At 59.4% G+C, this 22,855-nt stretch carries 23 protein-coding genes and 1 riboswitch; all 23 genes read left to right on the top strand.

Features of this window, described 5'->3' with window-relative positions; all coding sequences use genetic code 11:
* Positions 1-65: 65 nt before the first annotated feature.
* Positions 66-2,099, top strand: coding sequence for a flagellar biosynthesis protein FlhA (gene flhA, locus PTZ19_RS04000; protein ID WP_276352486.1), 2,034 nt, complete (start codon positions 66-68; stop codon positions 2,097-2,099).
* Positions 2,096-3,490, top strand: a complete 1,395-nt coding sequence (gene flhF, locus PTZ19_RS03995) for a flagellar biosynthesis GTPase FlhF (RefSeq protein ID WP_276352485.1) — start codon at positions 2,096-2,098, stop codon at positions 3,488-3,490. Before flhA ends, flhF begins: the two co-directional genes overlap by 4 nt.
* Entirely contained in the window at positions 3,483-4,346 is an 864-nt protein-coding gene (locus tag PTZ19_RS03990) for a MinD/ParA family protein (protein ID WP_276352484.1), read from the top strand. The genes flhF and PTZ19_RS03990 overlap by 8 nt, the downstream gene beginning before the upstream one ends.
* Positions 4,347-4,426: 80 nt before the next feature.
* Positions 4,427-5,917, top strand: a complete 1,491-nt coding sequence (locus PTZ19_RS03985; protein WP_276352483.1) for a protein-glutamate methylesterase/protein-glutamine glutaminase — start codon at positions 4,427-4,429, stop codon at positions 5,915-5,917.
* Between the two features lie 31 nt (positions 5,918-5,948).
* On the top strand, positions 5,949-8,024 hold the full coding sequence (locus tag PTZ19_RS03980; protein WP_276352482.1) for a chemotaxis protein CheA: 2,076 nt from the start codon (positions 5,949-5,951) through the stop codon (positions 8,022-8,024).
* A 16-nt stretch (positions 8,025-8,040) separates the two neighbouring features.
* Positions 8,041-8,508, top strand: a complete 468-nt coding sequence (locus tag PTZ19_RS03975) for a chemotaxis protein CheW (RefSeq protein WP_276352481.1) — start codon at positions 8,041-8,043, stop codon at positions 8,506-8,508.
* Between the two features lie 29 nt (positions 8,509-8,537).
* Positions 8,538-9,128, top strand: coding sequence for a chemotaxis protein CheC (locus tag PTZ19_RS03970; RefSeq protein ID WP_276352921.1), 591 nt, complete (start codon positions 8,538-8,540; stop codon positions 9,126-9,128).
* Positions 9,125-9,619: a chemotaxis protein CheD gene (locus PTZ19_RS03965; protein ID WP_276352480.1), complete on the top strand. Its 495-nt coding sequence runs from the start codon at positions 9,125-9,127 to the stop codon at positions 9,617-9,619. The genes PTZ19_RS03970 and PTZ19_RS03965 overlap by 4 nt, the downstream gene beginning before the upstream one ends.
* A gap of 1 nt (position 9,620) precedes the next feature.
* Positions 9,621-10,037 carry a hypothetical protein gene (locus PTZ19_RS03960; RefSeq protein WP_276352479.1) on the top strand — a complete coding sequence of 139 codons (417 nt, stop codon included), beginning with the start codon at positions 9,621-9,623 and terminating at the stop codon, positions 10,035-10,037.
* A 12-nt stretch (positions 10,038-10,049) separates the two neighbouring features.
* Positions 10,050-10,838, top strand: coding sequence for a FliA/WhiG family RNA polymerase sigma factor (locus PTZ19_RS03955; RefSeq protein WP_276352478.1), 789 nt, complete (start codon positions 10,050-10,052; stop codon positions 10,836-10,838).
* A gap of 31 nt (positions 10,839-10,869) precedes the next feature.
* On the top strand, positions 10,870-12,270 hold the full coding sequence (locus tag PTZ19_RS03950) for a DUF342 domain-containing protein (RefSeq protein ID WP_276352919.1): 1,401 nt from the start codon (positions 10,870-10,872) through the stop codon (positions 12,268-12,270).
* 34 nt (positions 12,271-12,304) lie between these two features.
* Positions 12,305-12,625, top strand: coding sequence for a hypothetical protein (locus PTZ19_RS03945; RefSeq protein WP_276352477.1), 321 nt, complete (start codon positions 12,305-12,307; stop codon positions 12,623-12,625).
* Positions 12,626-12,658: 33 nt separating this feature from the next.
* The gene (locus tag PTZ19_RS03940) at positions 12,659-13,240 is read left to right on the top strand and encodes a DUF6115 domain-containing protein (protein WP_276352476.1); all 582 of its coding nucleotides are present in this window, start codon (positions 12,659-12,661) and stop codon (positions 13,238-13,240) included.
* Positions 13,233-13,811 carry a RodZ family helix-turn-helix domain-containing protein gene (locus tag PTZ19_RS03935; RefSeq protein ID WP_276352475.1) on the top strand — a complete coding sequence of 193 codons (579 nt, stop codon included), beginning with the start codon at positions 13,233-13,235 and terminating at the stop codon, positions 13,809-13,811. The genes PTZ19_RS03940 and PTZ19_RS03935 overlap by 8 nt, the downstream gene beginning before the upstream one ends.
* A 43-nt stretch (positions 13,812-13,854) precedes the next feature.
* Positions 13,855-13,933, top strand: a riboswitch (ZMP/ZTP riboswitch).
* A gap of 51 nt (positions 13,934-13,984) precedes the next feature.
* The gene (locus tag PTZ19_RS03930; protein WP_276352474.1) at positions 13,985-14,584 is read left to right on the top strand and encodes a DJ-1/PfpI family protein; all 600 of its coding nucleotides are present in this window, start codon (positions 13,985-13,987) and stop codon (positions 14,582-14,584) included.
* Between the two features lie 1,036 nt (positions 14,585-15,620).
* Positions 15,621-16,319 (top strand): 30S ribosomal protein S2, encoded by a 699-nt coding sequence (rpsB, locus tag PTZ19_RS03925; protein WP_276352473.1) that lies wholly within the window; start codon positions 15,621-15,623, stop codon positions 16,317-16,319.
* Positions 16,320-16,558: 239 nt separating this feature from the next.
* The gene (gene tsf, locus PTZ19_RS03920) at positions 16,559-17,209 is read left to right on the top strand and encodes a translation elongation factor Ts (RefSeq protein ID WP_339329290.1); all 651 of its coding nucleotides are present in this window, start codon (positions 16,559-16,561) and stop codon (positions 17,207-17,209) included.
* Between the two features lie 73 nt (positions 17,210-17,282).
* Entirely contained in the window at positions 17,283-18,011 is a 729-nt protein-coding gene (gene pyrH / locus PTZ19_RS03915) for a UMP kinase (protein ID WP_276352471.1), read from the top strand.
* Positions 18,011-18,565 carry a ribosome recycling factor gene (gene frr / locus PTZ19_RS03910; protein WP_276352470.1) on the top strand — a complete coding sequence of 185 codons (555 nt, stop codon included), beginning with the start codon at positions 18,011-18,013 and terminating at the stop codon, positions 18,563-18,565. The genes pyrH and frr overlap by 1 nt, the downstream gene beginning before the upstream one ends.
* 132 nt (positions 18,566-18,697) lie before the next feature.
* Positions 18,698-19,492, top strand: coding sequence for an isoprenyl transferase (locus PTZ19_RS03905; RefSeq protein WP_276352469.1), 795 nt, complete (start codon positions 18,698-18,700; stop codon positions 19,490-19,492).
* 3 nt (positions 19,493-19,495) lie between these two features.
* Positions 19,496-20,290, top strand: coding sequence for a phosphatidate cytidylyltransferase (locus PTZ19_RS03900; RefSeq protein WP_276352468.1), 795 nt, complete (start codon positions 19,496-19,498; stop codon positions 20,288-20,290).
* A 32-nt stretch (positions 20,291-20,322) separates the two neighbouring features.
* Positions 20,323-21,468, top strand: coding sequence for a 1-deoxy-D-xylulose-5-phosphate reductoisomerase (locus PTZ19_RS03895; RefSeq protein WP_276352467.1), 1,146 nt, complete (start codon positions 20,323-20,325; stop codon positions 21,466-21,468).
* A 125-nt stretch (positions 21,469-21,593) separates the two neighbouring features.
* On the top strand, positions 21,594-22,853 hold the full coding sequence (gene rseP, locus PTZ19_RS03890) for an RIP metalloprotease RseP (RefSeq protein WP_276352466.1): 1,260 nt from the start codon (positions 21,594-21,596) through the stop codon (positions 22,851-22,853).
* The last annotated feature ends 2 nt before the right edge of the window (positions 22,854-22,855 follow it).

Below are 22,855 nucleotides of genomic sequence, written 5' to 3'. Positions count from 1 at the left end.
TTTATTAACGGGTCCTCCGCAAAGCATCGTCATTTTGTGGGGAAGAGAAGGGAGGGGATCGAGACATGAAGATCAGGGACCTCAGCATATTGATCGGGATCATCGGCGTCGTCCTCATGATGGTCGTCCCGATCCCGACCTGGCTGCTCGACGTGCTGCTGGTGCTCAACATCTCCGCCGCGCTCATGATCCTCTTGATCGCGATGAATACGACGGACGCGCTCAGTTTCTCGATTTTCCCGACGCTGCTGCTGGTCACGACGGTCTTCCGCCTGTCGCTTAACGTATCGACCACCCGGCTGATCCTGCGGGATCACGAAGCCGGCCACGTCGTCGACACGTTCGGCCATTTCGTGGCCGGGGGACAGCTCGCGATCGGCTTCGTCGTCTTCCTGATCCTGGTCGTCGTGCAGTTCATCGTCATCACCAGAGGTTCGGAGCGCGTCGCCGAGGTCGCCGCGAGGTTCACCCTCGACGCGATGCCCGGCAAGCAGATGAGCATCGACGCCGACCTCAACGCCGGCATGATCAACGAGCAGCAAGCCCGGGAACGCCGGGAGAAAATCGAGAAGGAAGCCGACTTCTACGGGGCGATGGACGGCGCCACCAAATTCGTCAAGGGAGACGCCGTCGCCAGCATCATCATCGTGGCGATCAACCTGATCGGCGGTTTCATCATCGGGATGGCCGTTCATGGCATGGACATCATGGAGGCGATCGACACCTATTCCATCCTGTCCATCGGCGACGGTCTGGTCAGCCAGATTCCGGCGCTCTTGATCAGCACCGCGACCGGCATCATCGTGACGAGGGCCGCCTCCGACAACAATTTGGCGGAAGACCTGACCGGCCAGCTTTTCCGGTATCCCCGCCTCCTGTACATCGTGGCCGGAACGGTCGCGATGTTGGGCTTGCTGACGCCGATCCCGCTGCTGACGACGCTTCCCTACGCGATCATCCTGGCGATTGCCGGATACCGGCTCCAGAAAAACCTGGAGGCCCGCAAGCAAGAAGAGCAGCTCATGGTCGAAGAGAAAGAGATCGAGGAGGTTCGCAGCCCCGAAAGCGTCATCAGCCTGCTCCAGGTGGACCCGATCGAATTCGAATTCGGCTATGGGTTGATCCCGCTGGCCGACACGCAGCAAGGCGGCGACTTGCTGGACCGGATCATCATGATCCGCCGGCAATGCGCGCTGGAAATGGGACTCATCGTCCCCGTCATCCGAATTCGCGACAATATTCAACTAAAACCGAACGAATACGTCATCAAAATGAAAGGAAATACGGTGGCTCATGGCGAATTATTGCTTAATCACTATCTCGCGATGAGCCCGGGCTTCGACGACGATTCCATTACCGGAATCGAGACGCGTGAGCCGGCATTCGGCTTGCCCGCCTTGTGGATCGACGAAGCCGCCAAGGAACGGGCGGAGCTCGCGGGATACACCGTCGTGGATCCGCCTTCCGTGGTGGCGACCCACTTGACCGAAGTGATCAAGAAACACGCCCACGAGTTGATCGGACGCCAAGAAACGAAGGCGCTGGTCGACAGCGTGAAGGAAACGTATCCGGCGCTCGTGGAAGAACTCGTGCCTTCCATCATGGGCCTCGGGGAAATCCAGAAAGTGCTGGCCAAGCTGCTGAAGGAGAAAATTTCGATCCGGGATCTGGTCACCATTTTCGAAACGCTGGCCGATTACGGCCGATACACCAAAGATCCGGAAGTGCTGACCGAATACGTCAGGCAGAACCTTTCCCGCCAGATCACGCAGCAGTATGCGCCGCAGAGCGAACCCCTGAAGGTGATCACGATCAGCCCGCAGGTGGAGAAGAAGATCGCCGAAGCGGTGCAGCAGTCGGATCAGGGAAGCTACCTGGCCATGGATCCCGCCTCATCCCAGTCCATTTATCAGAAGCTGACGGAGCAAGTCAACCGGCTGGTGCAAGCCGGACAGCAGCCGATCATCCTCACCTCGCCGACGATCCGCATGTATTTACGGCAGCTGCTGGAACGCAGCCTGCAAGACATTCCGGTCCTGTCGTACAGCGAATTGGAGCCGAATATTGAAGTGCAGAGCGTAGGGGTGGTGAATGCATGAAGGTCAAACGATACCTCGTAGACGATTTGCCGGCGGCGGTCCAGATGATCCGCGGCGAGCTCGGCCCGGACGCGATGATCTTGAGCACCAAGGAAATCAAGACGGGCGGGTTTATGGGCATGTTCGGGAAGAAGAAGGTGGAAGTGATCGCGGCGGTGGACGAAGCCGCCCGGAAAACCCCTGCCAGGGCGCAGCCGCCTCGCCTGCCGAAAACCGCCGCGCCGGAAATCGCCGCAACTCGCCAGGAAGAACCGTTGGACGGCAGGCCCGCGGTTCCCGGACGTGCCGTTCGCGACCTTTATTCCAAACAAGCGGGAACCGCATCCGGTGACGCGCCTTCCGCCGGGACGGCGGTCGCCGTGCCCGTCGCCGAATCGCCGCCGGCCAACCCGGCGGCGGAGGCGTTGCTGCAGCTGCTGTCCGCCGAGAAAGGAAAAGCGGCGGCGGCAGGAGGCGTTCCGCCGGCCGGACCTCGGACCGCCGGGAACGCCGCGGCGAATCCGGGGGACATGGCCGAAGCGTCGCTGCTTCTGAACGAGCTGCGCGCCATGAAAGACATGATGGCCCGCATGGCCCGGCAGCAGTCGTTCCGGAGCATCCCCGAATCGGTGCTGAGGTGGAGCCGGCGGCTGGCGGAGCAAGGGGTCGATCCGGTACACGTGGAGCAGTTCGCCGAGGAAGTCCGGGAGCGGCTGCACGACCGGGAGGTCCCGGATGAAGCCGCCTCGTACGAGGCGGCCAAAGAAGTCCTTCGCTCTTGGCTCCTCCCCTGCGCGGGCAGCGGGATCGGGCAAGAGACGAGAATCGTGCATTTCGTCGGGCCGACCGGCGTCGGCAAGACGACGACGATCGCCAAGTTGGCCGCAGACCAATCGTTTTCCCATCGCCGCAGCGTCGGATTCATCACGGCGGATACGTACCGGATTTCCGCGGTGGACCAACTTCGGACGTACGCCGATATCCTCAATTCGCCGCTGGAAGTCGTTTTTTCGCCCGGCGAATTGACGCGGGCTTACAACAAAATGGCGGATCGCGACCTGCTCTTCATGGACACCGCGGGCCGGAATTACCGCAACGAGCTGTTCGTATCGGAAGTGAACAGCCTGCTGGCTCCCGGGGAGAAGGCCGAAACGTTCCTGGTGCTGAGTCTGACGCACAAGTACGCGGACATGCGCGCCGTCGCCGCCCAGTTCTCGAAATACGGAATCCGAAGGCTGCTGCTCACCAAAGCCGACGAAACCGATACATACGGTTCTCTGCTCAATTTAGTCCGGGAATTCGCTTTCCCGATCTCATACATCACGTGCGGGCAAACCGTGCCGGACGATATCCGATTGTTCGATCCGGAGGAATGGGTGCTCAAGCTTCTGGGGGAACCGGCTCATGAATGATCAGGCTGAAGCCCTTCGTCAATTGGTCCACACGCGCGAAGCGCCCAGTGGCACTTCAACCCGGATTTTGACCGTGACAAGCGGCAAAGGAGGAGTGGGCAAATCCAATTTCAGTCTCAATTTCGCCATGGCCTTGCAGAAAAGGGGACACCGGGTGCTGCTGTTCGATGCCGACATCGGCATGGCCAACATCGACGTGCTGCTGGGAACGCCTGCCCAGTATAACCTGTTCCACCTGCTCAAGCGGGAGAAAAGCGTCTGGGAGATTATCCAGACGACGCCGGGCGGGCTGCAGTTCATCGCTGGCGGTTCCGGCTTTCAGGAGCTGATCCGCCTGACCGACGAAGAATTGGAATATTTCGCCCAGCAGATCGGTCTGCTGAACGGACACGTGGATTTCCTGCTTTTCGATACGGGAGCCGGTTTATCCAAGGAAACGCTTCGGTTCATCACGGCGGCCGAAGAGACGATCGTCGTCACGACGCCCGAGCCGACCTCGATTACCGATGCGTACGCCTTGATCAAGATGGTCAAGACGATGGGCCACGAAGCCGCTTTCCGGCTGGTCGTCAACCGCGTCGGGGATGACCGCGAAGGGAAGCAGACCGCCGACAATATCCGCCAAGTAGCGGCCAAGTACTTAGGGCTCGAGATTCCCGTTCTCGGCTACATCCCCGACGATGCGAGCGTTTCCCGCGCCGTCAAGCGCCAAACGCCGCTAAGCGCGGCTTATCCCGACAGCGCGGCGGCCAGGGGAATCGACCGGATCGCTTCGACGTATTTGCTGGAAGGGAGAACGTCGGATCCGGGGGGATTGACCGGATTTCTGCAACGCGTAAGAAAGTTATGGAAATGAACCTCTGACCGGAGGGGAACGTTCTGGTTTCGACGGTGCCGCCATTGCAGCCTTGATCCAACCGAAAGGAGCGTGGGAAAATGACCGTTTACCGCGTCCTGATCGTAGACGACTCCCGTTTCATGCGACACGTGCTCAGCGATATGGTCAACGCGGACGACGCCTTCACGGTCGCGTCCACCGCTTCCGACGGCGAGGAAGCCGTACGGCTCGCCTTGGAACTTACGCCGGATATCATCACGATGGACATGGAAATGCCGCGGATGAACGGATTGGAGGCGCTTCAGCGCATCATGGCGGCCCGGCCGACTCCGGTCATCATGCTGTCCGCGGTAACGGACAACGGCGCCCGGGATACGATCAAGGCGCTGCAGTATGGAGCCTTCGATTTCGTCCGTAAGCCCGACCGGGCCGTGAACCTGGACATCGGCGAAGTCAGCCGGTACCTGCTGGAGAAGCTCCATATCGCGGCCGAATCGCTGCGCGCCGGGACGCTGCGGATGCTGCCGGCCGTGCAGGAAGCGGCCGAGACCGAAGCCGAAGGGAAAAAGCATGGCGCCGATCCGCCTGCAACCGGCGGCCAAGCTCCCGATTACGGTTCCGCTTCTCCGCCGAGCCAAGACGACGCGTCAGAGCAACGGTTGAAAGGGGAGGGCGGGAAGCCGCCGGGAAATGCCGGTCCGATTCCGCCGAAGCCGAATGCCGCGGCGATCGAACGGCCCGCGACGGCCGGCCGGCCGCCGGCGCCGCGCAAACCGCAGCCCGCGAACACGGGTTTGGCGCCGTCCAAACCGAGGCAAGCGGACCAAGCGAAACCGCCCGTCGCTTCCAAACCGGCGGCTCCGTCCGAAGGTTCGACCCGCCGTTCGGCAGCCGGCCTTAAGAAATCGGGCGCGGCTCCGCCTTTGAACCGGGATTTGCCGGCGGGGCGTTCCGCCGGGTCCGGCGGGAAAATCCGGGGGACGTCCGCATTCCGGCAAATCGTGGCCGTGGGAACTTCCACCGGAGGTCCGCGCGCCTTGCACGAACTGCTGACCGCGCTGCCCGCGGACTTGGAGGCTCCGGTGCTGGTGGTGCAGCATATGCCTCCGAAGTTTACGCATTCGCTTGCCCAGCGGTTGAACGCATTCTGCAACATCCGAGTGTGCGAAGCGGAGCACGGGACGGTCGTCGAGACCGGCACCGCCTACATCGCGCCCGGAGGCAAGCAGATGGCGCTGGAAAAGGAAGCTTCCGGCACTTACCGGATCAAGCTGTCGGAGGACGGCCCCCGGAGCGGGCATATGCCTTCCGTCGACGTGCTGTTCGAATCGCTGGTCGGACTGCGCGAGCTTACGCGCCATCTCGTGCTGATGACCGGGATGGGCAGCGACGGGGCTTCGGGCATGAAGGCGCTTCAAATGGACGGCGCCGAAATCCGCATCGCGGAGTCGGCCGAAACGTGCGTCGTTTACGGAATGCCGCGATCCGCGGTGGAGCTCGGTGCCGCGAGCCATGTGCTTCCGCTGCAGCAAATCGCCCCATTCCTGCTTCGCGAAGTGAGGTCCCGCAGCATAACTCAGAGTCCGTAGCCAGCCTACGCAATCAGGAGGTGTCCGGCCAGTGGAAATGAATCAATACATGTCGATTTTCATCGACGAGGCGAACGACCATCTGCAATCGCTCAACGAAAACATGCTCCGGTTGGAACAGTCGCCGGAGGATATCGGCATCGTGCAGGTGATTTTCCGTTCCGCCCACACCCTCAAGGGCATGTCGGCGACGATGGGTTTCGAAGATCTCGCCTCCTTGACCCATGAGATGGAGAACGTGCTGGATCTGGTCCGCAATGGCAAGCTTGCGATGTCCGGCCCGATTTTCGACACGTTGTTCAAAGGGCTCGACGCTTTGGAAGCCATGGTGCAGGACGTCGTGAACGGGGGCACCGGCAAAAGGGACGTAGCCGATTTGGTCGCCCGGCTGAAAGCCATCGTCAAAGGCGAGGCAAGCCCGGCCGCCGGCGCGGGATCGCCCGCGCCCGCCGCGACCGCCGCAACGAACGCGTCCATGGCCCTCGACCAATATCAGCTGTCCGTGCTCGCGCAATCTTTGGAGAGCGGATACCAAGCGTACTACATCGAGGTCAAAGTCCGCGAGGATTGCTTGCTGAAAGCCGCACGGGCTTACATGGTATTCGACGCGCTGGAGCGGCACGGGGAAGTCGTCAAATCCCATCCTTCCGTTCAGGACATCGAACAGGAGAAATTCGACCGCAGCTTCTCCGTCTATTACATCACCAAGACCGACGAGGCGACCTTGAACGATCAAGTCGGCCGGGTCTCGGAGATCGAGTCCGTGCAGATGACGCGGCTGGACAAATCCTCGCTCGCCGAGCTGAATCCGGAATCCCGCAAGGATCCGGCATCGGAAGCGGCACGCGAAACGGCCGCCGCCGCTGCCGCGCAACCCGCCGCGGCTCCGGCTCCGTCAGGCGCGGCGGAGACGCCGGCCGCCCGTCAGGCGGCGCCGGCCGGAGGAGGAAGCACGGCTCCCCGGACGATCCGCGTCGACATCGAACGGCTGGATTCGCTGATGAACCTGTTCAGCGAACTGCTCATCGACCGGGTAAGGCTCGAGCAGCTCGCGACGGAAGTCCGCCGCAACGATCTCACGGAAACCGTGGAGCATATGGCCCGGGTGAGCGGGGATTTGCAGAATATCGTCCTGAAGCTGCGCATGGTGCCGGTCGACACCGTTTTCAACCGGTTTCCCCGCATGGTCCGGGATTTGGCCAAATCGCTGAACAAGAAGGTCGACCTTGTGGTGACAGGCGCCGAAACCGAGTTGGACCGCACGGTCATCGATGAAATCGGCGATCCGCTCGTGCACTTGATCCGGAATTCCGTCGACCACGGCGTGGAACCGATCCAGGACCGGCAACAAGCGGGCAAGCCGGAGACCGGAACGGTCCACCTGCGGGCGTTCCACAGCGGCAACCACGTCTTCATCGAAATCGAAGACGACGGACGGGGCATCAACCGGCCCAAAGTGCTGGAAACCGCGATCAAACGGGGCGTGCTCACGGCGGAGACGGCCAAGACGCTCTCCGACGACGAAATCAACATGCTGCTGTTCGCTCCCGGCTTCAGCACGGCGGACAAAGTATCCGACATTTCCGGCCGCGGCGTCGGACTGGACGTGGTGAAATCCAAAATCGAGTCCCTCGGCGGCCATGTTTCGGTCACGTCCACGATCGGCAAAGGCACGAAATTCTCGATCCAGCTGCCGCTGACGCTGTCGATCATCGCCGCCATGCTGATCAAACTCGGATCGGAGAAATACGCTTTCCCGTTGTCCTCCATCGTCGAGACGGCGTCGGTCAAACGGGAAGACATCCGTACCTTGCACGGGACGCGCATGGTCGATTACCGCCATTCGTTGATCCCGATCGTTTCCTTGGCGGAACTGGTCGATTCCCCGGATTACACCGAGAACGGCGAGGAAGAGACGGAAATGCTCGTCATCCGCAAAGGGGACAAGCTGGCTGCGGTACTGGTGGATGAATTCATCGGCCAAAGCGAAATCGTGCTCAAAACGCTGGGCAAATATTTGACGGGAATCAGCCTCGTTTCCGGGGCCACGATTCTCGGAGACGGCCAAGTCGCTCTCATCATCGATCCGAACGCGCTCATCAAGTAAAAAGGGAGGAATTCGCATGGCAGAAGAGCTGAAGGTTGTCGTCTTCACCCTGGCGAACGAAGAATACGGCATCGAAGTCGACAAAATCAAAACGATCGAACGCATGGTTCCGATCACCCGGGTTCCCAAAACGCCGGCTTTCGTGAAAGGGGTCATCAACCTGAGGGGGGTCGTCGTGCCGGTGATCGACCTGCGGGGCAGATTCGGCCTGCCGGAGACGGAGCCCACCGAAAATTCCCGCATCATCATCGTGTCGGCTCACGATCTGGAAGTCGGGTTCATCGTGGATTCGGCCAACGACGTGCTGGACGTCATGAGCGACGCGATCGAGAATCCTCCGGAGGTCGTCGGAGGCGTGAAAGCCAAATACTTGAGCGGCGTCGCGAAAGTCGGAGAAGACCGCTTGCTCATCCTGCTCCATTTGGCCGAAGTTCTGAACAAGTCGGAAATCATCCAGCTTGAACAGTTCGGGAGCGAGCCGTGACGCTGTTTCCGAAAGACGCCGATTTCAAAATGGACGTCCTTCGGGAGGTCGGCAACATCGGGGCGGGCAATGCGGCGACGGCTTTGTCCCGTCTGTTGAACAAGCCGGTGGACATGGCCGTGCCTACGGTCAGCCTCCTGCCGTTCGAGGAAATCGCCGAGCGGGTCGGCGGTTCGGAAGCCGTCGTCGTGGCGATTTTCCTCCGGGTGGACGGAGACGCGCCCGGCAACATGTTCTTCATCATTACGCAGGAATCGGCTCGGAGGCTGCTTCAGGGACTGCTTACGGGCGGCGCCGCGGAAGACGGGGCGGAATACTCCGAAATGGAGCTATCCACGCTTTGCGAGATCGGGAACATTTTGGCCGGTTCGTATTTGTCCTCCTTGGGCGACCTCACCGGACTGTACATGTCGCCATCCGTTCCGTCCATCGCCGTGGACATGGCCGGAGCCATCCTGAGCTACGGGCTGCTTCAATTCGGTACGATGGGCGACGACGCGCTCCTCATCGACACTTCTTTCCTGGAAGGCAGAGAGGAGACGCACGGGCACTTCTTCCTCATCCCTGACCCGGAATCGTTCGACAAGCTTTTCCGTGCGCTAGGGGTGCCTGTGGAATGATGGAAAGCATTTTGGTCAAGGTCGGGATGGCCGACATGAACGTCGCTTCGGGCGGCGCGGTGCTCAAAACGACCGGTCTCGGTTCCTGCGTCGGCGTCACGCTGTACGATCCCGTCCTGAAAACGGCCGGGATGGCGCACATCATGCTTCCGTCTTCCGATATCGCGCGCGAAGGACAGCTGAACGCGGCCAAGTACGCCGACACGGCGATTCCGGAATTGATCCGGCGGCTGAATGAAGCCGGGGCGATGACGGGGAGGCTGGTGGCCAAAATGGCCGGAGGCGCCCAAATGTTCGCGTTTGCGGGGGGGAGCGACGCGACCCGCATCGGTCCGCGCAACGTGGAATCGGCGAAGCTCGCGTTGCAAGCGGCGGGCATTCCCTTGCTGGCGGAAGATACCGGAGCCAATTATGGACGAACGGTAGAATTCGACAGCGGGACGGGCATTTTCGTCATCCGCAGCGTGCAGTTCGGTGTAAAGGAGATTTAACATGATCGGTTCCTGGCGTTGGAATGCCGTTTTCGGCGGAGCGGGAGGGCTGCTTACGTTTTTGGTTTCCCTGTCCCGCAATACGATGTTCACGTCATTCGTTCGGGGGCTGGCCGCATTCGCGGCGTTCGCCCTCATCGCATTCGCGATTCGGTTCCTGCTGGCCCAAGCCCAGCTGCCTTCGTCCCGCCCGGAATCCGAGCTGACGGAAGACGAGGAGCGGGGGAAGGTGCTGGATCTCGTGACGCCCGACGAAGGAGAAGCACTGAGCGAAATGCTGAAGGAAAATTGGTCGGACGGCAGGGAAAGCCCGGATGCCGGATTTCAGCCGCTTCAGCCCAAAAAGCTCGTCCATTTGGATGGTCCCGATCCGGAGGACGTGGTTCAGGCGATCCGGCGCCTGGCCGATGAAAGGTAAGGTGAAGCAAAAATGGTCGATCAAGCCCGTTCAAGGCTTTCCCATCAGGAATTGTGGCAACGCTGGAAGGAAGCCGGAGACTCGGATGCCCGAAAGCAGTTGATCGAGCATTATTTGCCGCTCGTGGAGTACGTGTCCAGCCGGATGGCCGCCTCGCTGCCCAAGAACGTCGCCAAAGACGACTTGGCCAGCCATGGGGTCATGGGACTGATCGACGCGATCGAGAAATTCGATTACCGGCGCGGGCTTCAATTCGAAACCTACGCCTCTTGGCGGATCCGGGGAGCGATCATCGACGGATTGCGCCACGGCGACTGGGTGCCGCGCTCGGTTCGGGAAAAGGCGAAAAAAATGGAAGACGCTTATTCCGTATTGGAGCAAAGATATTTGCGATCCGCGACCGACGAGGAAATTTGCGTCTACCTCAACATATCGAACAAGGAATTCCAACAAATGCTGCAGGAAGTCGCCGTGGCGGCCGTATGCTCGCTTGAGGACCCGATTCGCGAAGAAGAATCCGAGACGAGGCTGTCGCTGCTCGTGGACGATAAAGCGCCCAATCCCGAGTCGAAAGTACATGAGACGTTTTTGAAAGAAACGCTGATGCAAGGTTTGGAACGATTGACCGAAAAAGAACGCACGGTAGTTTCCTTATTCTACTACGAAGATCTATCCTTGAGTGAAATTGCCGAGGTGATGTCCCTTTCGCCTTCCCGGATCTCCCAATTGCATTCGAAAGCGATTTTGAGACTCCGAGGGGCGCTCGCGAAGCAAAGAGAACAATTGCTGCAGAACGGATGAGAAGGAGGCGCTGCTCTTGGCTGGCAACGATATGGCACAGCTTCAAGACTTGCTCCAAGTGACGGTATCCGAAGACAAGATGTATGCCTATTTGGTTTTCCGGCGAGTCGAAGGCGAAATCAATCTTAGCGATTCGGGGTTGGAAACGTTTTTGGCCGCCCAAGGAATCCAACACGGCGTTCAGAAGGATCTGCTGTATCTCATCTCGCAAAGACCTCAGGATTTCTTCTTCAATCAGAACGTCGTCGCGATCGGGACTCCGCCGAAGAACGGAGTGGACGGAAAAATCCGCTTGCTGTTCGAAATGGAGGACCGAAAGGCGAGCCGCCCCTCCGAACGGGAGGACGGAAGCGTGGATTTCAAGGAAATCACCCAGCTTGCCAACGTCAAAGCGGGACAGCTGATCGCCGAACGGGTGCCCCCGATTCCCGGAGAACCGGGAAAAGCCGTCACCGGCGAGAACGTGCCCTGCAAGGACGGCAAGGAAGCGATGTTCAAAATCGGCAAAAACGTCGTCGTCAATCCGGAGAAAACCGCGATGTACGCGGCGATCGACGGGCTCGTCACCAAGACGGAGAAGGACAAACTGAACGTGTTCCCGGTTTACGAAGTGAACGGGGACGTGGACTACAACATCGGCAACATCGATTTCGTCGGCACCGTGGTCGTCCGGGGCAACATCCTGACCGGTTTTCGGGTGAAAGCGGCAGGGGACGTCCGCGTGACCGGCGGGATCGAAGGCGCGGAAGTCGAATCGGACGGCTCGATCGAAATATCGGGAGGCATCATCGGCAGCAACAAAGGCTACGTGAAAGCGGGCCGCAACGTCAAATGCTCGTTCGTGCTGGAAGGCAACGTGATGGCAGGCGAAGACATTCTGGTCAGCCAGAGCATCATGCATTCCAACGTCCGGGCGGGCCGGAACGTCGAATGCGTCGGCGCCAAAGGGCTGATCGTGGGCGGCAACGTACAGGCGGGCGAGAAGGTGAAAGCCCGGGTGATCGGGAACACGATGTCGACGGCGACTTCGGTCGAAGTCGGCGTACGGCCTGAACTTCGGCAGGAATTACAGGAGTTAAAGCAGCAAGTTAGAGGATTGACGGAAGGCCTGGACAAGACGGAAAAAGCGCTTGCGCTCCTCGACCAAATGGCCTCCGTAGGCCAGTTGGCGCCGGATAAGCTTGCGCTGCGGGCCAAGCTGAACGTGACCCGGAAAGCGTCGTCGGATGAACTGCAAACGATCAGGGACCGGATCCTCGAGATCGAAAAAACGCTGGAGGATACGATGACGGCCCGCGTGGACGTTACCCATACGATTTACGGCGGCGCCAAAATCGTCGTCGGGAGATATACCCGTTTCGTCAAAGACAGCGTGCAGCGCGTTTCTTTCCGCTTCATGGATGGAGACATCACGATGGTACCCTTTATCTGACTTGAAGTAAATCGTTGGTCGGGAGGGATCGGACGTGAGCTACAAATCCATCGATTTTCAGACTTCATTGCCGCGAACGGCAGAGCTGTCTCCCCTTGCGCAGCAGCAACAGCATAAGCCGACGGCCGAGCAGGCGCTGCTGGCCCAGCATAACGTCAAAACGACGGAGCGGCAAGCCCATATGGCGGGCAAAGCCGAATCGGCTTCGCAGGGTAAAATTACGGATCAGCAGCAGCGGGGAGGCGGGCATCAGTCTTCTTCCCGGCGCAAGAAACAGACCGGCGAAACGGAGCGGGAGACTGAGCACGCGTCCGAACACCCGTTTAAAGGGAAGCATATCGACTTCATGGGGTGACCAAGCCGCCGGGAAAGGAGGATTCATTCTACCATGAGTCCTTGGCTCAGCATCGTATTGCTCGGATTCGCCATATTCGGTTTCGCGTGGCTTTCTCCCCGCGCCAAGAGGGAGGAAGAGGCGGGGGGCGGCGCCGATCCCGCCTATGACCGTTTATTGGAGGAATTGGAGACGGAAAACCGCGAATTGCTGGACGCCGTATCCAAATTTAAGCAGGAACAAGACGAAACGGTGAAAGGTTTGATTCAGCAGATCGCGGAGTTGGAACGCCGGTTCCAAACGGCGGAGGAATCGCCGAGAAACGGGCCCGCCGCTCCTGCGACCGGCGCGGCGGTTTCCGAGTCCGCCCAGGCGGTCCGGACGGCCGACGTCCCGCCCGCCGCGCCAGCCCAGACCGAACCTTCGCCGGAAGCGGCGCCGGCCGAGTCGGGGGATCGTTCCCCACCTCCGGCGGCGCGGGGACCGGCGTCGATTCGGGATCGGTACGCCGACTTGCTGGCTTTGCACGCCAAAGGCCGCTCGATCGAGCAAATCGCCAAGTCGGCCGGCATGAACAAAGGCGAGGTGCAGCTCATTTTGCAGCTCGCGCGGCGGGAGGAAGAGCAGCTTGCGTAAACATCGGAAATGGTGGATGGGCTTCGGGATCGGGATTATCGCGGGTGCGTCGATGCTGCAGCTGATTACGTTCGCGCAAGACCAGGAACAGTCGCTGATGGTGGCGGACGGGCCGAAAACGTATACGCAGCAGGAGCTCGACGACGCCGTCGCCAAAGCGCGGGAAGAGACAGGGAGCACGCCATTGCCTTTGCCGTCCGCATCGGATCCCGCTTCGGCGTCCGGTCCCCGGGACGGCGCCGCTATGTTGCCCGCCCCGAACGCCTCGGACGCCGCTTCGTCGGGACTGGCCGCGACGGAAACCCCTCCTCCGTCGCCGACGGATGCGGAAGAAACGTCGTCTCCTTCCGAATCCGCTGCGGAGAAGGTTTCATTTTACGTCAATCCGGGGATGAGTCTGAAAACCGTCGCCAGAAGCTTGATGCGGCTCGGCTTGATCGACGACGCGGACGACTTCATAGACGAGGCGCGGCCTTACAGCAAGGAAATCCAGCCCGGCACCAGCGTCTTCACGGGAAAGCCGACTTATCGAGAAATCATCGCCGAATTGACCCGGAAAAAAGAAGATTGAATGGTCAAACTCCAGCCATTCTTATATAATCGAAATGTAAACATTTGGGGTGTGTGACTGGCGTAACGTGGATCACCACGGGGGAGCACATCTTTCATATGCCGTACGCCTGGGCAAAGCGTTTGGTCGAAGACCGGATGCTTTTTATTTTTTTTCGGGGAGAGGATGCCGCCGTGGAAAAGCCGCAGGAAGCAAGAAACGTTGCCGTCTTGATTTTCGACAACGTGGAGCCGTTGGATTTCGCGGGCCCGTTCGAAGTTTTCATTACCGGAAGCAATCGGGGACAGGATTTCCGGGTATTCACCGTGGCGGAGCATGAGCGCCCTGTCAAGGCGCTGGGAAATTTGAGCATTAACCCGGCTTATTCGATCGATGCCTGCCCCGAAATCGACATCTTGATCGTCCCGGGAGGGTGGGGGACGAGGAAAGAAATGCTGAACGAAAGGTTGACGGATTGGATCCGCAAAACGGCAGACGAAGTCGAAGTCCTTTTGTCCGTATGCTCAGGTGCCCTGATTTTGGCGAAAGCCGGATTGCTGGAAGGTCTGAAGCTGACGACCAACCGTCTCGCGATCGACGAACTCAAAGCCGTCATGCCGCCTTCCGCCGAATTGCTGGAGGATGCCCGATATGTCGATAACGGCAAAATCGTCTTTTCCGCCGGCGTATCGGCCGGCATCGACGCGGCTTTATATGTCGTAGGGAGACTGCTGGGCGAAGAACGCGCCGTTAAAGCCGCCGAGATCATGGAGTACGATTGGAAGCGGGTTTAAGAGGGCGTAATACGCCATTTTGGCGTTTTTGCGTCGGAGTCAGCAGTATACTTGCTCGGCGATTTAGCGTATGGGGTACGTTATTTCGGCGATTGATCGATGAGATCGGCGAATTAGCGTACGTGGTACGTTATATAGGCGGTTGAACGATGAGATTGACGCTTTAGCATATGTGGTACGTTATTTCAATGGTTGAACGATGAAATTGGCGATTTAGCGTACGTAGTACGTTATTTCGGCGATTGAACGATGAGACCGACGCTTTAGCGTACGTGGTACGTTATTTAGGTAGTTGAACGATGAGATCGGCGAATTAGCGTACGTGGTACGTTATTTAGGCGGTTGAACGATGAGACCGACGCTTTAGCGTACGTGGTACGTTATTTAGGTAGTTGAACGATGAGATCGGCGAATTAGCGTACGTGGTACGTTATTTAGGCGGTTGAACGATGAGACCGACGCTTTAGCGTACGTGGTACGTTATTTAGGTAGTTGAACGATGAGATCGGCGACTTAGCGTACGTGGTACGTTCTTTAGGCGGTTGAACGATGAGACCGACGCTTTAGCGTACGTGGTACGTTATTTAGGCGGTCTGTCGGCGGACGGATTATCAGCTGTTATCCTCGTATCGCACTCCGCAACGGTAACATGAAATCGCCAACGTAGTCATGCGGGTGTCCAGAGGGCGCAGCGCCTCGGGATCCCCCTTCCGGGGAAGGGGGACTTCGGGGGTTGGCGAAAGGTTAGGGGGTTGGCGAAATGGTTGAAGGGGGATTTAGGGGGTTGGCGAAAAGGTTAGGGGGTTAGCGAAAGTTTTAGGGGATTGGCGGAAAAGGGTTGGCGGAAAGCCAAAAGGGTCGACGAATCGTAACACGTTGCGCCCGGACCTCGGATGTGATATAGTATCTGTCGGTGTGAAAAAACACACGCCGTTCAATTTCGCCAAGGGTGCTTCCCGTTCGGGGAGTTTTGGCGAAAGATGAGAGCGGCGGCGGAGATTCACCTACAAAAACCCAATCAGGAGGTGTCGTAAAGATGGCGGTTATTTCCATGAAGCAGCTGCTGGAAGCTGGGGTACACTTCGGTCATCAGACCCGTCGCTGGAACCCGAAAATGGATAAGTACATCTTTACCGAAAGAAACGGTATTTACATCATTGACCTGCAGAAGACGGTCAAGAAAGTCGACGAAGCTTACCACTTCGTGCGTCAGCTCGCGGAAAACGGCGGCACGATGCTGTTCGTCGGCACGAAGAAACAAGCTCAGGATTCCGTGAAGGAAGAAGCGGAACGCTGCGGCATGTACTACATCAACCAACGTTGGCTCGGCGGCACGCTGACCAACTTCTCCACGATCCAGAAGCGGACGGACCGTCTGCATCAGCTCGAGAAGTGGGAAGAAGACGGCACGTTCGAAGTCCTTCCGAAGAAAGAAGTCATCATTCTCCGCAAGGAGAAAGAGCGTCTGGAGAAATTCCTGGGCGGCATCAAGCACATGCGCAAGCTGCCTGACGCGCTGTTCATCATCGATCCGCGCAAAGAGCGCATCGCCGTGGCCGAAGCCCGCAAGCTCGGCATCCCGATCGTCGGCATCGTCGACACGAACTGCGACCCGGATGAGATCGACTACGTCATTCCGGGCAACGACGACGCGATCCGCGCCGTGAAACTGCTCACCTCCAAAATGGCGGATGCCATCGTGGAAGCGCACCAAGGCGAAGAAACGACGGCGTAAAGTTTAGTGTTTCATTCGGGGGTTCCCCCTTACTTTATCCCCAAAAAGTGACGCAATGCTTTGCAGCCAATTCCGATTACTTTTTGGGGACCCCATCTCAGAAGGCATTCGTCACTTTTGGGGGAATAGTTTAGGGTGGTCAGAAGCGAACCTTCTCACCGCCCTTTTTTTAAAACATCCAAACCGCTCGCGTGCGGTCCCGCACGTTACATAGGGCGCAAAATCAGGAGGTTATCCACTTGGCTATCAATGCAGCAGACGTTAAAACGCTCCGCGAAAGAACCGGAGCCGGCATGCTCGATTGCAAGAAAGCGTTGGAGGAAGCGAACGGCGATATGACGAAAGCCGCCGAGCTGCTCCGCGAGAAAGGTCTGGCCGCAGCCGCGAAGAAAGGCGACCGCGTGGCGACGGAAGGCATCGTGGAATCCTATATCCACGGCGGCGGACGGATCGGCGTGTTGGTCGAAGTCAACTGCGAAACCGACTTCGTGGCGAAGACCGACCAGTTCCGCGCGTTCGTGAAGGACATCGCGATGCAGATCGCGGCGGCCAACCCGAAATACGTCGCACGGGAAGAAGTGCCCCAGTCCGATCTGGACAAAGAGCGCGAAATCCTTCGCAACCAAGCCCTCAACGAAGGCAAACCGGAGAAGATCGTCGATAAAATGGTCGAAGGCCGCATCAATAAGTTCTACGAAGAGAACTGCTTGATGGAGCAAGCGTTCGTCAAGGATCCGGACAAATCGATCACGACGCTCCTGAACGAGAAAATCGCCGCCATCGGCGAAAAAATCTCCATCCGCCGTTTTGCCCGTTTCGAGCTGGGCGAAGGCCTGGAGAAAAAAGTCGACAACTTCGTCGAGGAAGTCATGGCTCAGGCGAAGCTGTAAATAACGTATGACGCAATTGGGGACACGGAGTGTTCCCTCTTTTTTAAACCCGACATGATGGAGGTTACGAGAATTGGAACGTCCCGTATATAAACGCGTGGTGCTCAAGGTGAGCGGCGAGTCTTTGTCCGGGCCGAACGGATACGGGATCGACGCGGCGACCATCCTGTCGATTGCGGAGCAAGTCAAGGAAGTGGTCGAACTCGGCGTGGAGGTTGCGATCGTGTGCGGCGGCGGCAACATTTGGCGCGGCATCGCGGGCAGCCAGAAGGGCATTGACCGCGCGACGGCCGACTACATGGGCATGCTGGCGACGGTCATGAACTCGCTCGCGCTGCAGGACGCCTTGGAGCAAATGAACGTGCCGACGCGGGTGCAGACGTCGATCGCGATGCAGCAGATCGCCGAGCCCTACATCCGCCGTCGCGCGATCCGGCATCTGGAGAAAGGGCGGGTCGTCATCTTCGCCGCCGGAACGGGCAATCCATTCTTCTCGACGGATACGACGGCCGCCCTGCGTGCCGCCGAAATCGAGGCGGAAGTCATCCTGATGGCCAAAAACAAAGTCGACGGCGTCTACAGCGCCGACCCGTTCAAGGATTCCTCCGCGGAGAAATACGAGCAGCTCACCTACATGGACGTGCTCAACAAAAACCTCGGCGTCATGGATTCCACGGCCTCTTCCTTATGCATGGACAATAATATTCCGCTTCTCGTGTTCAATATCACCGAGAAAGGCAATATCAAGCGTGCCGTCATGGGTGAGAAAATCGGCACGATCGTAAAAGGGAGTGTAGACTAGTGCCGCAAGCCATTAAGAAAGACGCCGAAGACCGCATGGAAAAAGCGCTGGCCGCTTTGAAGCGCGACTTGTCCACGCTGCGCGCGGGACGCGCTTCTCCCGCCGTGCTGGATCGCGTGCAAGCGGAGTATTACGGAACGCCCACGCCGATCAACCAGCTCGGCTCGATCACGACGCCCGATTCCCGCACGCTGGTCATTCAACCTTGGGACAAAACGGCGCTCGGAGCGATCGAAAAAGCGATCCTGAAATCGGAGCTCGGCTTGAACCCGGCCAATGACGGGTCGATCATCCGCATCGTCATTCCTCCGCTGACGGAGGAACGGCGCAAAGAACTCGTGAAAGAAACGAAAAAGTTCGGGGAAGAAGCCAAGGTGGCGATCCGCAACATCCGCCGGGATGCGAACGACGACATCAAGAAGAAAGAGAAGGGCGAAATCTCCGAGGACGAGTCCCGGCGCCACCAGGAGGACGTCCAGAAGCTGACGGACCGTTACGTGGCCGAAGTGGACAAAATCCTGGCCGCCAAAGAAAAAGAAATCATGGAAGTGTAAGCTTGCCGGTTCGACCCCTCCGTTACAGGCGGGGTTTATTCTCTTTTTGTCAGGCTACAAGCGGAGAGCGTTTGACTCCCAAAGCAGTGAGAGTTTGACTCCATCAAACTCCCGATTAAAGGGGGAACGACCATGAGCGGCCGTTCAATCGGAGGTTGGTTCCGCGGCCGTCGGGCGAATGCCGGAGCGTCCGAACCGGGCACGGCGGACGAATCGGAACTTGCTCCCGACAATATACCCCGGCACGTGGCCGTGATCATGGACGGCAACGGCCGTTGGGCCAAGTCGCGCGGACTGCCTCGGATCGCGGGACATCATAACGGAATGAAAGCGGTCAAACGGATCGCGAAAGCAGCCGACCGGATCGGCATCCAGGTGCTCACGCTTTACGCTTTTTCGACGGAAAACTGGAAGCGGCCGAAAGCCGAGGTCGAATTCCTGATGAAACTGCCGGAAGAGTTTTTGTCGATCGAACTGGGCGAACTGATCGAGAATAACGTGCAAGTCCGCATGATGGGCAACATGGAAGGCCTGCCCGGCCATACGCTCGCCGCCGTGCGGGAAGCCGTACGAAGAACGGCGGATAATACCGGCATGATTTTGAATTTCGCGCTGAACTACGGCAGCCGCATGGAGATGATGGAGGCCGTGCGCCTGTTGGCGCGCGATGCGGCCCGAGGCGAACTGGATCCCGAATCCATTACCGAGGAAACGTTCGAGAGCCGCTTGCTCTCCGCCGGGCTTCCCGATCCGGATTTGCTCATCCGGACGAGCGGCGAACTCAGACTCAGCAATTTCATGCTCTGGCAGCTTGCGTACAGCGAGTTCTGGTTCACCGACGTATATTGGCCCGAATTCACCGAACAGCATTTATTCGCCGCCGTCCGCGAATATCAAAGGCGCGCGCGCCGTTACGGAGGGCTGTAGCCGATGGTTCAACGCATCGTTACGGGGATCGGGGCCGGCGTCGTTTTCGCCGGCCTCTTGTGGCTTGGCGGTTGGTTTTATTCCTTATTGCTCATCCTCATGGCTTTGATCGGATTCGCGGAATACGTCAAAATGAACGGACAAGCTCCCGGCCGCTGGGACGTGCTGGCGGCGTTCGCCGCGGTCGTTCTCCTGACCTTGACCCGCTTGCCGGGGGATGGGGACGGACATTTGCCCGCATTCGGCACGGTGGTCTGGATTTTGATGTTCGTGCTGCTTTCCGCAAACGTATTCAGCAAAAACGCCGTTAATCTGGAACATGCCGGCTTGCTGTTCCTCGGGGCGGTTTACGTCGGCACCGGTTTCCATTACATGCTGGCGACGCGCGAAATGGACCATGGCATCTTCTGGTCCGCGGTGACCTTCGTCTGCATCTGGACTTCCGACGCCGGCGCTTATTTCGTGGGCAAGGCGATCGGCCGCACGAAGCTGTGGCCGGCGATCAGCCCCAACAAAACGGTCGAAGGCTCGCTCGGCGGATTCGCTCTGGCGATCGCCGCCGGCCTGATCTTCGCCTGGTGCCGCCCGGATTGGCTCGGATGGGCCCAGGGAGCGGCGATCGGGGCGGTGGCGGCCGTCGCGGGACAGTTGGGCGACTTGATCCAATCCGCCTACAAGCGGTTCAGGGGCGTGAAGGATTCGGGTCACCTGCTGCCGGGACACGGCGGCATCCTGGACCGTACGGACAGTTGGCTGATCGTATTCCCGCTTGTCCACTTGCTGAGCCTGCTGGGGTAAGGATTTGCCTTTTCGAAAGGGGTTCGCACAGAATGAAAAAAATTTCCGTCCTCGGCAGCACGGGTTCGATCGGCACGCAGACGCTGGACGTGATTTCCCGCGACCCCGAAGCCTATGAGGTCGTCGGCTTGGCCGCCGGCACGAACGCGGAGCTGCTGCTCCGGCAAGCGGACGCTTTCCGTCCGAAGATCGTTTCCGTGGCGAGCAAGGAACTGGCGGATTCCATCCGCGGGCGGCTTCCGGCCGGAACCCGCGTGGTCTTCGGAGACGAAGGTTTGATCGAAGTCGCGGCCCATGCCGGCGCGGACTTCGTCGTCTGCGCGCTCGTAGGCAGCCTGGGGTTGACGTCGACGCTCGCCGCCATCGATTCGGGCGCGGCGATCGGGCTCGCCAACAAGGAAACGCTCGTCACCGCGGGGCACTTGGTCACGGCCCGGGCGGCCGCGAAAGGCGTGCCTCTGTTGCCCGTCGACAGCGAGCATTCCGCTCTGTTCCAGTGCCTGAACGGGGAAGACCGGAAAGCCGTGAAACGGCTGATCCTGACCGCGTCCGGCGGCAGCTTCCGGGACCGCAAACGGGAGGAATTGCGAGAGGTCACCGTGGAAGACGCGCTCAAGCACCCGAACTGGAGCATGGGGGCCAAAATCACGATCGATTCGGCCACGATGGCCAATAAAGGGCTGGAGGTCATCGAAGCCCGCTGGCTGTTCGATATCCCCTACGATCGGATCGACGTCATGATCCATCCCGAGAGCGTCATCCATTCGATGGCGGAATTCGAGGATACGTCCGTCATGGCGCAGCTCGGCAATCCCGACATGCGGGTGCCGATCCAGTATGCGCTCACGTATCCGTTCCGCAAGCCGTCGCCGGCTTCCCCGCTCGATCTGCTGGCCCGGGGAGCGCTTCATTTCCGTCCGATGGATTTCGAGCGATATCCGTGCTTGCGGTTGGCTTACGAGGCGGGGAGGGCCGGGGGTACGGCGCCGACGGCGTTCAATGCCGCCAACGAATCCGCGGTCGCCCGTTTCCTGCGCGGGGAAATTCCGTTTCTCGCGATCGAGGAAATCATCGAAGAAGTGCTGAACCGGCATTCGGCGATGGCCGACCCCGACTTGGAGACGATCCTGGAAACGGACCGCCGGGCTCGCCGGGAAGCCGATTCCATAGCGAAATGAATCGAAATGCCGTCCCGTCCGTTTCTCTATCAGCGGTTCGCCGCGTGACCGTATTCTCTTGTGGCGTCGCGGAGAATAATGTTAATCTAAGGACAGCCGTTCTCGGCGACGGGAGTTGAATTGCCATGCCAATGATTCAGGTCGTCATCGCGACCGTTCTCATGTTTTTCCTGCTCGTTTCCCTTCACGAATGGGGCCATTTTTATTTCGCCCGGCGGGCGGGCATCCTGGTCCGGGAATTCGCGATCGGATTCGGTCCGAAGCTGTTCTCGGCCAAGCGGGGCGAGACCCGCTATACGATCCGGCTGCTGCCGATCGGCGGCTTCGTCCGGATGGCGGGCGAGGATCCCGAAACCGTGGAGATCCAGGCGGGACAGACGATTGCCGTCCGGCAGAAGGACGATCTCGTCACCCGGATCTACGTCGATCGGCTCGAGGAACGCTCGGGCGTGCTGCTCGGGGAAGTCAAGTCGATCGATCTGGAAAAGGACCTGCATATCCGGTTGGACGTGGATGGGGACGCCATTCGGCTGAACGTGCACCCGCAAGCGCTGGTCGTCGGCCGCGGCCGGGAGACGCAGATCGCGCCGATCGATCGCCAGTTCGGCAGCAAAACGGTAGGGCAGCGCGCGTTGTCCATTTTCGCCGGTCCGGTCATGAACTTCGTGCTGGCGTTCGTGCTGTTCGGAGCGGCCGTCCAGATGTCGGGCGTCGTCGTCGACCATCCGACCAAGGTGCTGATCAACGGGGTCATCGACGATTCGCCGGCGGCGAAAGCCGGTCTGCAGAAGGGCGATTGGGTCGTTTCGGTCAACGGGCAAGCCGTCGGGGGAGACATCGACGCTTTCGTGGACATGATCGGCACGTCCGTGGGCAAGCCGATGAAGTGGGTCGTCAACCGGAGCGGCGAAGAAGTAAACCTGACGGTCACGCCGGGCTCCGACGGCAAAGTCGGCATTTACCCGGGACCGGAGAAACGGCAGCCCGGCATCGGGGAAAGCGTGAAAATCGCCGGAGAGTCGATGGTCACCTGGACGAAAGTGATTTTCGACGGCTTCCGCAAAATCGTGTTCGGCGAAGTCGGCCTGAAGGACATGAGCGGTCCGGTCGGCACGACCAAGGTGACGATCGATATCGCCAAGCAAGGACTGCCCTATTTGACGAACTGGGCCGCGATTTTGAGCTTGTATTTGGGCATTTTCAACCTGCTGCCGATTCCGGCGCTGGACGGGAGCCGCCTGTTGTTCCTGGGCCTCGAAGCCGTGCGCGGCAGGCCGGTCGACCCGAACCGGGAGAGCATGGTGCATTTCATCGGGTTCGCGATGCTGATGCTGCTCATGGTGGTCGTCACGTATAACGATATTTTAGGATTGGTCCGAAAATAAGC

This window comes from Cohnella caldifontis (assembly GCF_029360585.1).
Taxonomy (GTDB): Bacteria; Bacillota; Bacilli; order Paenibacillales; family Paenibacillaceae; genus Cohnella; species Cohnella caldifontis.
Note: the sequence above shows the minus strand (reverse complement) of the source record. Positions and strands in the feature narration are given on the sequence as shown.